Origin of the sequence: Pseudomonas wadenswilerensis, from assembly GCF_900497695.1 — a bacterium.
GTDB classification, from domain to species: Bacteria; Pseudomonadota; Gammaproteobacteria; order Pseudomonadales; family Pseudomonadaceae; genus Aquipseudomonas; species Aquipseudomonas wadenswilerensis.
This window is the reverse complement of record NZ_UIDD01000004.1, coordinates 37,962-51,417: the sequence shown is the minus strand read 5'-3', so window position 1 is coordinate 51,417 and position 13,456 is coordinate 37,962. Positions and strand designations below refer to the sequence as shown.

The window sequence follows — 13,456 nt, the reverse complement described above, 5'->3', positions numbered from 1 at the left end:
CGATTCTTTAGTTTCCGGATCTACGATCCATAAGTTCAGAACGCAGTCGAATAATCGGCCGTATGGTGGGGCCTATCGACTGTCCATACGCCAGTGAGTGCCAGTTTCACTGCTGCTAGATTCGGGGGGCCAATTACTGGCAAGCCATGCCCAAAAATGCGCGCTTGCAGCCCTCGGTGCTCATGTTCGAAGATTTGCCGTGAATGGTCAAACCACCGGCTTTGGGCAGTTTTTTACACCAAGCAATTGAGACATCGCTTTTTTCCGGACACAAAAAAGGCCTGCATCGCTGCAAGCCTGATGTCTGGTGCGGAGACAGGAATCGAATCAGGCATCTGTAGACCAATAAAATCAAGGGGTATGACATATGGATTCGTCATCCGTATACCTAAACGTATACCTAAAACGAGAAGTACCCATGTCAAGCGCGGTTCTATGCGCCCACTTCCTGCCAGTGTTGAGCGAGTCAAGCTAAACCCTGAAAGGAAACTCCATTGTCAGTCCTCTTGAGAGGGCGCCAATTCCGCCCGAGGCTTCAATATGGGCTTAGGGCATGTCGATCTAAGCCCGTCGATGTGCTCCATTAGACCATCGGGAATGGTCTGCCACATTGGATCAAGAATGAAATCGATCCCTTCCCGCCTTGCCATTTTGGCGGCTGGCACGAAGTCAGCGTCGCCGGCAATCAACACGATTTGATCGACCTGCTTCTTGAACGAGAGTGAGGCCACATCCACCCCGATGCGCATATCCACCCCCTTTTGTCGGGTCTCCATGCTGACATCATCTTCAGTGAGGTCGCCAATTTGAAGTTTGCCTTTGAGCAACAGTGCAATTTTCTCAGGCTTAATTGTCCACTTCACATCCTTGGACAGATGCCCTAACCGCAACGCCACTTTTCGCTTACTGCGAAGTCGATTGTGAAGTTCCTTGCGGAACACTGCCTCTTTGGACTTGGAAAAATCTATTGCGCGCTTAGATACCGGGTTGTGATGTTTTATGTCGAGCGGAGGGCAGTCGTAAAAGAAAATCCGGTACAGCTCTTTTCGATGATTCCTCGTTGGGCGCTCCTGTACACCCCCACCATTTTTTGGGGCTGGATTACTCAGATGCGCGATTGCCCAGCGATGCACAAGGTCAGCTGCTCGCTCGGCGTTATACGCATTCTGGGGCTCAATCCGTCGAAACCTTTTGATGAAGTACGCACCATCAACCAGCACCGCCGTCGGCATTCGCTTCCTCCAGATAGCAGAACGCCCAAGGGGTCGGCACGTCCTGGATGGGATGGACGGCTTACAGCCTTGGGCGGGATGCGCGGAGAATAGGCCCAGTTGACAGTGGCGTCAACCCGCCTGATCTCTCCAGACGAGTCTGCATGCGTCGACTCGCCTACATTCGGGGAAGCCCGGCTGACAGCAGCATCTGCCTGGTGCCCCTGCGCTGCTCCATTCCATCGCGAAGCGCCCTGCTGGCGTCCGTGATCATCTGGTCGACTGGCCAGCATCTCAGGTTCTGGACCGCTCGGTTTTCCCTTGACGAGCACGCCCGGAAATTCTTGACGGCCTCCGCTCCCACAGGTCGGCCAGGCTCAGCGCCAGCCCTTGTTCAGCAAGGCCTGCAGCCGATTCTGATCCGGCGCCAGCGGCCAAATCCGTCAAGGGTGGTCAAGAATTTGTTCCCACATGTCCAATTGCGAAATTGTGCGACTCATGTCTATTTTTTGGAGACTTGCAGAGATCTTTAGGATTCAAGTAGTGTTGTAACAGGCACGTTCGGTAGGTGCCCGCCGTCCACCCTGGCGAAGCAATAGCTCTATCGTGATTTCACCCGTTTCAAACCAACCCTGTATTGGGTTCTCTTAGTGGACAACAGGCCCAGCCTTTGGAGGCTAATCATGCATTACACCCCTACTTTCGTTGACGTACAGAGCGTCAAGCGCCTCGCGAAGCAACACAAACAATCCCACCCTGAGCTGCCTCACGGCAAACGGCTCGACCTCGCTACGGCTGAACTTCTTGGTCTTCGCAACTATCACGAGCTGAACCGCCGGTTTCAGGCAGTGATCGACCAGTACCTGGATTCACCAAGTGGCTCGAATGCTGTCGCGCATTGCCTTTACTGTGATTTCCGGTTCGCTGCCGATCTCAAAGAGGATCAGCGAGAACACCGTGAGATTCACGAGCGGGTCATGGAGGTCCACGAAATCACTGGCTATCGCCCGGGCACCTATGTGGAGCGCGAAATCTTGAAACAGGATGGCCATACCAAGGCGCACAGTGTCGGCCCCCTGGAGGATCGTATCGAAGGGGCGCTTATGGTTTTGCGCGGGTGGTTTGATCGATCGTATCGCAACGCTATTGATGAAGGTCAATGGCGCAAGCACCCATCGTTCGAGGCATACGTGGCCATGATGGTCCCGTACATCGAAGGCCTGCTTCCAGAATTGGCTCCCTCTCTTGCCCAGCGCTACGGTCGCACTCCTGGCGTGATCGCTCATGGCCAGACCTGCTGGCCGCTGCAATAGTATGCGAACAGAGCCCAGCTTCGGCTGGGCTCTTTCGTTATGGAGGAATATGGGCAGCTTTGGGTCGATCTCTGCCAGTCAAGCCCAAGAATCGTGCCGGTCCAATCCGACGCAAATGACTGGCGAGGTTGGATACAGATAGGTGAGCGACTATGTGCAATTATCCAGTCAAGGGCAGGTCAAGGCTGGGTGTAATTCTGGACAGTCACCCGCCAGCTGCTTGGCGCTACCAATCTGCAGGCCGCGCCCGACATACTCCCCAGCGCAACCGGCCATCTGCTGGCGCCGTGAATCCGTCCAGAGCCTGTCCAGAATAAGCACTCGAAAATGTTTGACGAGGTGAGGCGCGTCGGGACCACTGTTTGAGTCGCCGCCCAGGCCAGTCGTGGGCCTGAGCACCGCATGCTCGTGGCAACTCGTCTAATTCTGTCTAGTGCCAGTCAAACATTCGCTGTTGATTTTTGACGGCCCGCACGCTGACGAAGTCGCCAACCCAGGCTGAATGCTCAATGGCATCTGCCCTCAGGCCTACCCCTCCCACCTGTTGCTGGCGCCGATCCGTCCAAAGCTGTCCAAAATCCGTCAGGGGTCTGTCAGGGGTATGAGACGGCCAGACCCTCTACTTTGACGGCCTCCAGCACCGGCCGGACCTTAGACGCCCGCCCACAGGCGCGGTCGCCATCTGCCTGGCCCTCACTCCGTCAAAGCGTGGTCAAACAAGTGTCCGGCACCACCAGCAATGTGAGACAGAGCCGAGCACCAGCTTTACCGGCACGGCCTGGCGTGAGGGCTCGGGCGCCCAGGCCATACGGTTTCCGTCTCATGCCTGTCTCACATTTGGTAAAGGCCGGACAAGTCAAAAAACACAAAATAATAATGTCATGCATAAAACATTGTTTTTATGCGTGAGATGACAATATCATGATGTGCCATCCCATTTAAGAGGTGTCCCCCATGGCTTTCCGAGCAGATGAAGCTGCCCGTATGAACCTAGAAGAAGTCGAGAAGTACTTGATCCCCCACCCGCGAGACCTAGATCAAGCAGAAAGAACCCGTAGCAAAGAAATGCTCGCGGACATTGTCGGCGAACTTGGCCCGGTAGTTGATAGCTACCCTTCATGGCATCCGCTGGTTCTGCACCATAACGATCATCAGCCTGTAACCATTCCTGGGGCTGACTGCGGCTATCAGGGGCTGGACCATACCCGGTACTTCGCTCACGGGTTTGTGACCTGCCCTTATGGCGATGGTAAAGAAGTCGTCGATTCCGTGAATGCGTTTCCTTGGCATCCCGCCGCAACGATCACGGCAGAAATCCTGGACGTCACGTTCTACAACACTTCTGCTACCCCGATATTGGTCAAGTGCGAGTGGGAGCGACCGCTGGGTGAAGGCGGAACTATTCCCCTCTCGATTGCAATGCCTCTGCTGCTTGAAAAGGAGGTTCCCGGTTGGCGATGGGCAGACGTCGCCGAAACCTGGGAAACGATGCGCCATTACATTCTAGGCTCGCCGCACGGGAGCAGATCCTCCTTGTTTGTGAATCAGGAGACGGGGCAGGCGTTGAAGAAAATGTGGGAGATGCTCATTAATTCGGGGATGTACGGTCCAATCTATCCCAGGCGGTAATCAGCTCACATCCCTGGCAGTAGCTGCACAGGTTCGCGCCATGGTGGTTGCGAACCGGACGTGCGAGCCCAGGGTGCGAACCTGCCCAGTACGCTCGCCAGAATGCGTACCAGCAGCGCGTACCTGGCCGCGGACCGCTACAGGCTTCGCGCACTGTGCCTGCGTGAAGATCGTGCGTGAAGTGCTGCGTGAAAATTCCCGCTCCCTGTCACACGCGTTGTTACAGCTTGCCTTGTGATCTATGGTCAGATTGCTGGCGCTTTCGGCTTGACCGGAACAACCCTTTGGGGATTTTGCTGTTGAACTTCTGCGGCTTTTTTAAAGGCAACAGCACAAATGGTTTGAGCTATGCTTGAAGCGATGTTTCCTGCGTCAAATAAAAAATCAAACTGATTTAACGCTGCGCCTTGAACATCCGTCATAACCAGTGATCCTCTCTCATTCACGCATTCTTGCGCCGTAACATAAAATTGAATAGCACTGACTTGGCCGTTACTTTGATCAAGAATTCGCCCTAAGGCTACAGCTACAAAGACCCCTCCCTTGTCTTGGTCAAAGCGAAAAGATCCCTTTTTCAGTTGAAAGGACATCTCGTTGCTGCCTCCGAAATCAATCCATTGGCCGCTATCAATTATTTGCTGTGATGGGGCTGGTTGTGGATTCGTCTTCTCCTGTGACTGAGGTGCTTGCTGACCGACCTCCTGTGGAGGTAATTGGATGCACCCCACCATGAGTGCTGCTATTGAGGAGATCAGAGCAGCGTTGCGCATACAGCCTCCATACGAATGGGTGTGCAAGGGCGAAAAGATGGTCGCCAATGAGCAATCCTTACCTTATTGGAGAAAAGCGTAGCAGTCGGGATCGAGTTAACAATAGTCAAGGTCCGGCGTTGGCACGGGGTGCACTGGTGATGGCCAGTGACCATACCCAGGCTGGTTACCGCTTTGCTCAGGCTGCCATGGCCGCCAGCTCAGCGAGACCGACGATATGATCCGAGTGAGACGTTTTGGTCTGTCTCGCGCCACCTTTACCCCCACAAACCTAACCGCCCATTGTGGTAGACCAGGTTTCGCGCGTTGGGAGTTGCGAACCAAAGTGCGAACCACCGCAAATTCCGCCTCCATTCGACCGCTCGCCCCAGCAGATACGACGGATTGGCTCGCGCTCAGTTACGAACCGAAACCGATGAAGCACATCTTTCGGTGATTATTTAGTAAGTAATTTCTCCCGACTGAAACCAAGGCTCAAGCCAGAAGGAAGTTGCTCTATGGCGATCAGCGCGAGGTTATCAGTGATAATTCTCTTATCGCCTAACACTGCAAATGATGGGTACCAGCGAAGCGCCTCCCTATCGAATTCGTAGACTAACTGTTTCGCAGGTGTTCCCCGCACCTTGAGCTGTGCTATCAGCTTCGCGGCTTGCGCCGCTGCTCCGGACAGACCTTCATGTGCTACATAGTGCTTTTTAATATCCTTCCCTCTTATAAGAAACGATACCTGGCATCCGTCTTGGTGTGTATGAATATCCAACACCGGATTGCGTCTATCTGCAAGCTCTTCGAATAGCTTCCTCAGCCAAGCATGAATTGCGGTATAAGCTCCTTTCCCCGCTTCAGAAGCAATTGAGGTTACAAACGGATTCCACACAAGAGTAAGATAAACGAGCCCCAGCCTAATCAGCTCTTGTGCTGAGCTCTCAGCATTATGTGATAGTTCCGTGCGCTCGATTCGCAGCGGGGCTTCACGGGTAATTAGGTCGAGCCAGCCTTCATCCACCTCCCTGGGGTCTGTCGCTAACTCCATCCAGCAGTCATCTGACAATGGCGGCAGTTTGCTTGGCGACGGAGGAACAGCACGAGTATCAATCCCAAGACCTTTGAAACTAAGAACGTCTCCGCCAGCGTAATACCCTAAAACGGCAACAACAAACTGATGGCCATCCGTAGACTCGAAATAGGCGCCTTCCAAAACCTGTCCTATGGGTTTTCCCGGGTCGTGACTCTGGAGAAGAATGAACGAGTTACTTTTGAGTTTATCAACTAAAACGTGCGGATCTGCAGGTACCAGCAGCTCGCCATGTATATTCTTCGCATCTGTCCACACCACCGCAGAGACCAAATGTCCATATATACCTTGAGAGTGGCGTCGGATAGTGCTCTCTAGCCATTCACATGCTGCAGGGTTTTGGTCAACCAGATCAGACATTTTCCCTCTCCACGTTTGTAATTAATTATTATATTGTTATTGAGATACAAGTAAAAACCGTGCCCTTCAAACGTTCACGCGGGTGCCGCTGTTCGAATACACAGACCCTACATCACTTCTATGTCTGCCATATCGCTCCCTTTGGTGGTCAGAAAGAGCCCTTGAAACTTATCAAAAAGCAGTAGGCGACAAATCCATGCTCATGCTGGTATCAATTGAAATCCGATATTTTTTAGTTGCACCAGCGTCCATTACAAACGACCTCTCCTTCAGTCCGCCTCCGCACAAGGTGGTTGAGTTGACACCAATTATGCGTTCACCAGCTGGAAGGTAGAATTTCGCAGTTTCTCCTGAACCTATTTCAGCTGACTGTTTGCCATCAATGTAGACCAGGGTGTTGCATGCAGCCCCCGTAAAACCTGTGTCCCTCGTAACTACAAGCGTTCCAAATCCAACCTTTGGCTTCATCTGATATCCAGTCAGCCGGGCGGCAGGTACTGGGTCAGCCTGATTAGAGGGAATCGGGGATGTCGCGCAACCAGCCAGCAAGGCAGCGGTGACCATGGCTATTCCTATAAAACGCATCGTTCGTAATCCATTCTAGGCACAGGAAGGAGCGTGAAATTACCACGCCCCTTTCGCAAATGAACCCCTGTTACACCTGATCCTCAGCGTAAATTCCGCAACTGATAATTGCGCCCCCCCACCGGCGATACCCAATACAAAGCGGCACAGGAAGACCGCTAGCTGTGGTGTTTCGGGCTGAGCCAAACGCGTAGCCAGGGGTATTCTCAGGCGCGGCGCTAGTCTTGAGCCCTTGGCTCTGCGGGCTGATCATCTGAACCACTCCGCCGACGAGTGCAGCAGCCCCCATCTGCATCATCCAAGGCTGTTTCAACATCAGGCCACCAACCATAAGCACCGCCCCCACAACCGTCTGCAACACACCCGCTCGCTTGCTCCCACAAATCACCGGAATGATCTTGATTTTGCGGCAGCCGCCTAGATTGAGTTCCTCTTCTCCTACGTTGCGACCGTTGCGATAGACAGCGAACTCCAGTCCTTTGGATTTCGCACTAGCTAGTTCTCGGGCGAACCCAGGGTGATTGACATCGATCGCACGCATAGCCTCCCTTACGTCACCGGCACCGAGTAAGAATGTATGCACCTTCCCAAACTTTTTCCCAAGCGATCCACAGAGTGTAATTTCGGTTCGTGGGGTGTAATCAATTGCCAATGCAGCCATTAGAAAGCCTCCTGAGCTGGGTTAGTGGGAGACGGAACATTGAGCCGGCAAGCCAGCAGAGAGCGCGACATGCGAGCTTGGTCGCGGATCAGTTGCTCCCGCTTCGGATCTGGATTCCATGTCGCGCAGTGGCAGACGGAATAGGCCCTAGCGCCGCGGAATGTGCCGCGGAGCAAATCAGCAGAAATTCGGGCTTCGTCCTCGGTGAAGAAGGGACCGTCGATTTCGACGTGCTTACCATCCCGGACATAGCGCACATCCCACACGTCGTAACCGCTGATGGCCTTCGAATTGTCGGCGAAGTCGGTGGCCTTGCAGGCCTCTGTGAATCGTTCTTGGAACGTGGTCATAGAGCGGTTTCTCCTTGGTATTGATCGTTCATGGATCTCTCTCTCGCATGGGCGCCGCTAGCGCTGGTCATGGGCTAGTGCCCGGTGGTGTTGCTCTATGTCGCGCCACGTTTTCGCGCAGTTGCGTTTCGTGGCGCGGCCTATCCAATCAAGTTGCAAAGAATTGCCTCAGACTCCGCCATGTCGTCGCGCTGGCTGGCGATCAGGTAGCGGAACACCGCCAGCGCTTCGGCCTTATCACGGGGCCGGATCTGCGCCAGCAGGCCGAACACAAACCAGTCCCGTGCTGTTGCATCGGGCGGCCCGTCGCTGGCGTCCCGGTCCGCGGCGTGGCGCAGGCGGTAGAGCTGATCCCAGTAGCCCAGCTCGTACAGGCAATCCGCCAGGGTGTGCGGCAGCAGTTCAGGGTGGGCGTTGAACCTGGCGGCTATCTGGCCCTTATCGAAGTCACCGAATTGGCCGGTAGCCTCCAGCCCGCGCAGCGCCTCGATGCAGAACGTTTCCGCCGCGGTGTCGGCCAGCAGGTCATCACCGAAGCGGGCGGCGCCTTCCAGCCGAAGCTGGTGCTGCCCAATGGCCCGGCTGGCCAGCGCCTCGAGGTCAGCGAAGCCGAACGACGACATGGCAGCGAACAGGTGACCAGGGTTGGCGGCCACCAGGTAATCGCGGTACCGCTTCTCCAGCACATCGAGCGGCGTCCTGATCTTCTTGGCGCCCTCCATGGCCCGGTCAATCAGAGCTGTCTGGCCGGTACTGATGATTGAGCGCAGCCAGAGCACCGCATCCACCTCCTTGTCCCCGGTCACGACCTCCTGCGGCGGCAGCTCGGGCACGCTCGGCAGGGTCTCGGTGCTGGCGCTGATCGGCGGCAGGGTGAACATGGCGCGGTGCTGCTCGTTGTCGCGGAATGCCCCGGAGCGTGAAACCAGGGTCTTCACCGTTCCCAGCGGCAGGCCGGTCGCTTCGGCCACTTCGCGCAGCGAGTGACGGCGGCGCAACTCCAGCACCAGGTGCCGCTGCTCATCTGAAACCCGTTGTTTCGTCTTGGCGGCTGAATCTGCCTGTTTCATTGGCGTGGTCATGGCTCACACCACGCTCAGCTTGGGTGGCAGCTTCGGCCCGAACGGTGCCCCGGGTGCGAAGGGATCGGGCAGCAGATGCTTGGGGCACTCCCTGATGAAGTCCGCCATCGCCGCATGGCAGGCGTTGAACAGCGGCGCGTCATTCCACTCTTGCCCCCGGCGTTCTGCGCTGTCCTCCAGCGCATGGGCGAACACCAGGTCTTCCAGGCTGGTGACGCCCTCCCGCCTGGCCTGCTCGCGCTCAACGGTGTTAACGCTCAGCAGGTCGCACATACGGTCGAACCCCAGGGCACCGGCCAACCCGTCATGGTCGAACAGCAGTGATTGGCCGAAGCCGGCCAGCGCGGCCAGGGCTTTGCTGCGCTCATCCTCTCGGTGCGCCTGAGCCTGCTGCTCCAGATCGGCAATGGCCTGGCGGGTGAACGGCAAGAACACTTTCAGCTTGCCCGCCTGGCGGCGCATGGCACGTCGCTCATCGCGGACCGAATCGAGGTTGCGGTTGATGTTGCGGCAGATGCGCCGGCTGGTGATGAGCTGTGTGCTGGCGCTGGCCCCTGGCTTCAGGGCGATATCGCACAGGCGCATGGTCTGTGTGGGCTTCATGGGTGGGCCTCCATGGGCGTGTTGTCGTAGGTGGCGCGCAGCTCGGCACCGGTCACGCAATGGCGACCACCAGGCGCATAGCAGCCCCGGCAGGTCATAACGTGGTTGATGTACCGGTCACGAGCCTGGCGCCACTCGGGCGTGGCATTGGCGGCGTTGGTGTATGGGCTGGACGGCAATTGCGCGGGCTCAACCAGCACCAGGAGCGGGCGGTCCTGGGCGCGTTTCGCCACGGATGATTTGCCAGCGCCAGCAACATTCGGCGGCATGTGATTGAGCAGGTCAGCAAGGAGGCTCATGGCGTCACCTCTCCCTGATTTCCATAACTCCCAAATGTGTCTGTGAAAAAAAATAGGGGGAACGGGGGAACGCGGGGAACACCCAGTGTTTCCGGGGCCTCCAGAGGGGGTACGCGTTCCCCACCCGAAAAACTGGGGAACAGTGATAACCAAAAAGAAGAAGCATCACAGGCGCTTATATTCAAAAACATGTTTGTGTTCCCCCTGTTCCCCAACACTTCAATAAGGGGGAACGGCTACAGCCCCCGGATTTACTGGCTGTTCCCCCGTTCCCCCTGTTCCCCACGTTTTTAGGTTCCTGTGGATTCGGGCATTGGCGTTGGGTGGTGATGGCGGTCATAAGCCACCGCCTTCGCTGTCCATGGCGTCGGGGTCGATCACATACAGGCGGGCAGACCCACCAGCAGGCAGGCGGTATTTCTTGGTCCTGCGGCTGTCTCGGTCGGTGTCGTGCTTGGCGATTGCGCCAGCGCCCTCCAGCGCTTTCACGACACGCGCCAATCCGTGCCCATGGGCTGCCTCGGTCAGCGCGGACTTGTTGAACAGGTACAGTCGCTTGGTGCCGATCACCTCCCAGTACCCGGCACGGTTGAACACCTTGGCGTCTGGCGATTGGTCTTCCACGTCCGAGAACCGGCTACTGCCGTGCTTGTCGATAAAGTCGAGGATGCCCGCCAGTATCTGGCGATCCTCGGCGTTGCCGCCGCCCACCCGGCTCAGCCACTCGCCGTACAGCAACTGGCAGTCGGCCAGAGCGGTGCCCGGCGTCCAGGGCAGCAATCCATAGGCAATGGCCATTTCGCCCGCCAGCGCGATCACCGCGAAGCGATCCGCCACCCGCCCGGCCTGGGCGTTGTCCTCGGCGAACTGGGCGCGGATTCCGGCGAAGTCCTCGAGCAGGCCGGGGCGGTCATCGCTGGCCAGCAGCCTCTCCACGAATGCTGGCCCGATATGCCCGTGGTTCGCTCCTACGGCCACAGTGAGCTGGCGGTGGAAGTCGGCGCCCTCCAGGCCGTGCAATTCATCGAAGGCCCGGTGCGTGCGGGTACCGGCGTTCACGTCCACCATGCGCAACTCAGCACCAGCATGGGCGGCATTACCGCTGATGGCCGCGTGCTCAGATAGGGAGCGCTCGCCGCTGGATAGCGCGAGCAGACGCCAGCTCAGTTTGCCGCGGGCTTCCCGGTCACGGGTCATGGTGCCCTTGCCCTGGCCGTTGGCGAGCGAGTAGGCCATCTCCTGTACGCGCTTGGGGTCGGCCCGCTTGATCTCGTCCAGGGGCAGCATGGTGTCGTTACGGCTCGATGCCTCGATCTCCAGACCACCCTTGGTCATGTCCCATGACGCGGCGAATATGCCCGGGTCGCCCCATACCGATGAACCGATCAACTGAGCCAGCGACTTGCCGCTGGAGCTATCGCCCACCAGGTGAACACCACCACCCAACACGCCCACCAGGCTCAGCAGCGGGCCAGCGAGGGCGCAGCCGATCGCCAGGGTCAGCACCGGGTTTCCCTCGCACTTGGCCGCCACTTCGACCTTCCAGCCGTCCAGGCTCCCGCGGACGCTGAATAGGTTTTGGCCCTTGGCGCTGGCCTGATAGCGCACCTTGTCGCTGCCAATGGTGCGTCCAGGCAGCACAAAGGCGCCCGACTCATGCCAGCCGGGGCGGCATGTAGTGGCGAACACCTCTGCAGGGCGCTGGTCCAGCAGGTACTCCATGAACTGGCCGCGCTTCTTCAAGGCGATGATGACGCCCATGCCAAACAGCGTCCGCCTGGCGTCCTCACCGCTACCGCCGAACACTTCCATGGGAATGATCCACTCCTTGGGGCCGCTGTCGGTGAGCAGGCGCAGAAACCGGCCCTCGCTGCCGTCGTCGCTGTTGGTGGTGCGAGCGGCGACGGTCACGGGTGTGGCGATCCACTCATCAGTGATCGGGCGGTCGGCCTTGTCGTCGCCGTCATCGTCGCTGGCGCTGCGCTTGAAGCCGTGCCAGTACACGCCGGGCTTGAGCCTGCGGCCTTTCTCATTGGTCACCCAGTGCTCATACACGCCCCAGCACGGGCGATCAGGCTCGACCTTGGGCGCCTCGGGCCGCAGGTTGATGACGTTGTTCTCAGGCGGGCGCATGGCGGCACCTCCAGGCGGCGAGGTCGTTGAAGTCGGAAAGGGTCAGCGGCGCATCGGCTGGCCACTCGGGGAAGGTCACCAGGCCACCACACACGGCCGCGGCTTCATGGGCGGCGGTGCGCCCAGGGTTGCCCTTGCCTTCGGCTTCGGTCTGGCGGTCGTCGTCGCCGGCGACGATGATTTCTGTGCCGGGGTAGTCGGCCCGTAGCGCCAGCGCCACCGGTTTCAGATTCCCGGCGTTCATCGCGCAGGCGACCGTGTAACCGCTTTCGTGAAGCGTGGCGCCCGTGGCCCAGCCTTCGCAGATACAAAGCGGCTTGCCCGGTGTGATGCGGCCCAGGGGCGAATAGGAGCCCTTAATCCGACCGCCGAACAGAAAGCGCTTTTCGCCGTCCGGGGCGATCCGTTGCAGGTTGACTAGCACGCCCCCGGCATACAGTGGGATCAGCAGGTCGTGATCACGCTGGCGCAGGCCATGGGAACGAATGCCCTTGGCGACCAGGTACGGGTGGTCAGGATAAGCGCGGCGGGCGTCACGCCACCAACGTTGAGCCAGATTCGCCGCTTTGAGCTGGCGCCGCTGCCGTTCGGCCTCCCGCTGGCGCCGGGCCTGCTCGATGCGCTGGCGCACCTGCTCGGCTTCGCGGGCGTCCACCGGCTCACGGCTACACCAGGTGCTGGTGCCGCCCGTCTTCCAGCTCCCGAACGCACCCGAGGCGATGCCATCGGTAAACAGGCAGTACCAGCCGTTTAGGGTGCCGGACTTGTCGCCGGGGACGTGGAAGCGGTGAATATCGCCATCGTCTAGGGGCAGCCAGTCGAGCGGCCCATAGACCGACTGGAGCGCTTCACGGAAAAGGATCGTGGCGTCGGTCATGCGGCCCCCTGCGGCGGTGTGAAACGCTGGGCCAGCCGTTCCAGTTGGTTGGTCAGGCGCTCCAGCTCAGGGCAGTGACGGCCCGCGTCACCCTCGGCAAGGCGTAGCTCCAGGAAGCCCACCAGGGTTTCCACCAGCAGCGCATAGCTGGCGCTGTCGATGTGAGCGCCAGCAGTAGGTGGGCCACCGGCACCCGTGCGGCGAATAGGCGTGACCTTACTCATGGCTCACGCCTTCCCGATCAGCGCCAGCGAAGGCCCGGCAGACCTGGCCATTGTTCACCGCGTGCCAGTAGGTCAGTTCGTCCAGCGAATCGACGAGGCAAGCCGTCACCATGGCGTCAGCGCTACGCAAAACAACACGCCCGCACTCGGCATCGGCCTGGCTGAGGAATGGCCCGAGCAAAGCCCTAGTAGCCTTGGGATGAGTCACGTAAAACAGCTCGGTGGCTTTCTTCAGGCAAGCCGATCCCGTCGGCGCTGAAGCACCGTTTTGAAGTTTCATGGTG

At 58.3% G+C, this 13,456-nt stretch carries 15 protein-coding genes; 2 read left to right on the top strand and 13 right to left on the bottom strand.

The genetic code is table 11. The annotated features are described in order from the left end of the window. Positions 1–497: 497 nt before the first annotated feature. The gene (locus CCOS864_RS05060; protein WP_115085325.1) at positions 498–1,232 is read right to left on the bottom strand and encodes an NYN domain-containing protein; all 735 of its coding nucleotides are present in this window, start codon (positions 1,230–1,232) and stop codon (positions 498–500) included. 662 nt (positions 1,233–1,894) lie between these two features. Here CCOS864_RS05060 and CCOS864_RS05050 point away from each other — a divergent pair. Both CCOS864_RS05050 and CCOS864_RS05045 read left to right on the top strand, forming a co-directional pair. Continuing rightward, positions 1,895–2,524 carry a hypothetical protein gene (locus CCOS864_RS05050; RefSeq protein ID WP_115085323.1) on the top strand — a complete coding sequence of 210 codons (630 nt, stop codon included), beginning with the start codon at positions 1,895–1,897 and terminating at the stop codon, positions 2,522–2,524. A 984-nt stretch (positions 2,525–3,508) separates the two neighbouring features. Beyond that, positions 3,509–4,153 carry a hypothetical protein gene (locus CCOS864_RS05045; RefSeq protein ID WP_244211881.1) on the top strand — a complete coding sequence of 215 codons (645 nt, stop codon included), beginning with the start codon at positions 3,509–3,511 and terminating at the stop codon, positions 4,151–4,153. A gap of 245 nt (positions 4,154–4,398) precedes the next feature. On the opposite strand, the gene CCOS864_RS05040 is transcribed toward CCOS864_RS05045, so the two are convergent. From CCOS864_RS05040 to CCOS864_RS04985, 12 genes are all read right to left on the bottom strand, one after another. Further along, a complete protein-coding gene (locus CCOS864_RS05040) occupies positions 4,399–4,923 on the bottom strand; it encodes a hypothetical protein (RefSeq protein WP_115085321.1) in 525 nt (174 codons plus the stop codon). 436 nt (positions 4,924–5,359) lie between these two features. Next, the gene (locus tag CCOS864_RS05035) at positions 5,360–6,358 is read right to left on the bottom strand and encodes a hypothetical protein (RefSeq protein WP_115085320.1); all 999 of its coding nucleotides are present in this window, start codon (positions 6,356–6,358) and stop codon (positions 5,360–5,362) included. Between the two features lie 171 nt (positions 6,359–6,529). Beyond that, the gene (locus CCOS864_RS05030) at positions 6,530–6,826 is read right to left on the bottom strand and encodes a DUF2846 domain-containing protein (RefSeq protein WP_244211880.1); all 297 of its coding nucleotides are present in this window, start codon (positions 6,824–6,826) and stop codon (positions 6,530–6,532) included. A 187-nt stretch (positions 6,827–7,013) separates the two neighbouring features. Then, positions 7,014–7,604, bottom strand: coding sequence for a tail assembly protein (locus CCOS864_RS05025; RefSeq protein ID WP_115085318.1), 591 nt, complete (start codon positions 7,602–7,604; stop codon positions 7,014–7,016). After that, on the bottom strand, positions 7,604–7,954 hold the full coding sequence (locus CCOS864_RS05020; RefSeq protein WP_115085317.1) for a hypothetical protein: 351 nt from the start codon (positions 7,952–7,954) through the stop codon (positions 7,604–7,606). Before CCOS864_RS05020 ends, CCOS864_RS05025 begins: the two co-directional genes overlap by 1 nt. A 140-nt stretch (positions 7,955–8,094) precedes the next feature. Then, complete coding sequence (locus tag CCOS864_RS05015) at positions 8,095–9,036, bottom strand: hypothetical protein (RefSeq protein ID WP_244211879.1); 942 nt, start codon at positions 9,034–9,036, stop codon at positions 8,095–8,097. Positions 9,037–9,039: 3 nt separating this feature from the next. Then, complete coding sequence (locus CCOS864_RS05010; protein ID WP_115085315.1) at positions 9,040–9,639, bottom strand: hypothetical protein; 600 nt, start codon at positions 9,637–9,639, stop codon at positions 9,040–9,042. Then, positions 9,636–9,938 carry a hypothetical protein gene (locus tag CCOS864_RS05005; RefSeq protein WP_115085314.1) on the bottom strand — a complete coding sequence of 101 codons (303 nt, stop codon included), beginning with the start codon at positions 9,936–9,938 and terminating at the stop codon, positions 9,636–9,638. Before CCOS864_RS05005 ends, CCOS864_RS05010 begins: the two co-directional genes overlap by 4 nt. Before the next feature lie 336 nt (positions 9,939–10,274). Continuing rightward, positions 10,275–12,071, bottom strand: coding sequence for a DUF927 domain-containing protein (locus tag CCOS864_RS05000; protein WP_115085313.1), 1,797 nt, complete (start codon positions 12,069–12,071; stop codon positions 10,275–10,277). After that, complete coding sequence (locus CCOS864_RS04995) at positions 12,058–12,948, bottom strand: toprim domain-containing protein (protein ID WP_115085312.1); 891 nt, start codon at positions 12,946–12,948, stop codon at positions 12,058–12,060. Before CCOS864_RS04995 ends, CCOS864_RS05000 begins: the two co-directional genes overlap by 14 nt. After that, on the bottom strand, positions 12,945–13,172 hold the full coding sequence (locus CCOS864_RS04990) for a hypothetical protein (protein WP_115085311.1): 228 nt from the start codon (positions 13,170–13,172) through the stop codon (positions 12,945–12,947). The genes CCOS864_RS04995 and CCOS864_RS04990 overlap by 4 nt, the downstream gene beginning before the upstream one ends. Continuing rightward, entirely contained in the window at positions 13,165–13,452 is a 288-nt protein-coding gene (locus CCOS864_RS04985; RefSeq protein WP_115085310.1) for a hypothetical protein, read from the bottom strand. The genes CCOS864_RS04990 and CCOS864_RS04985 overlap by 8 nt, the downstream gene beginning before the upstream one ends. Positions 13,453–13,456: the final 4 nt, after the last annotated feature.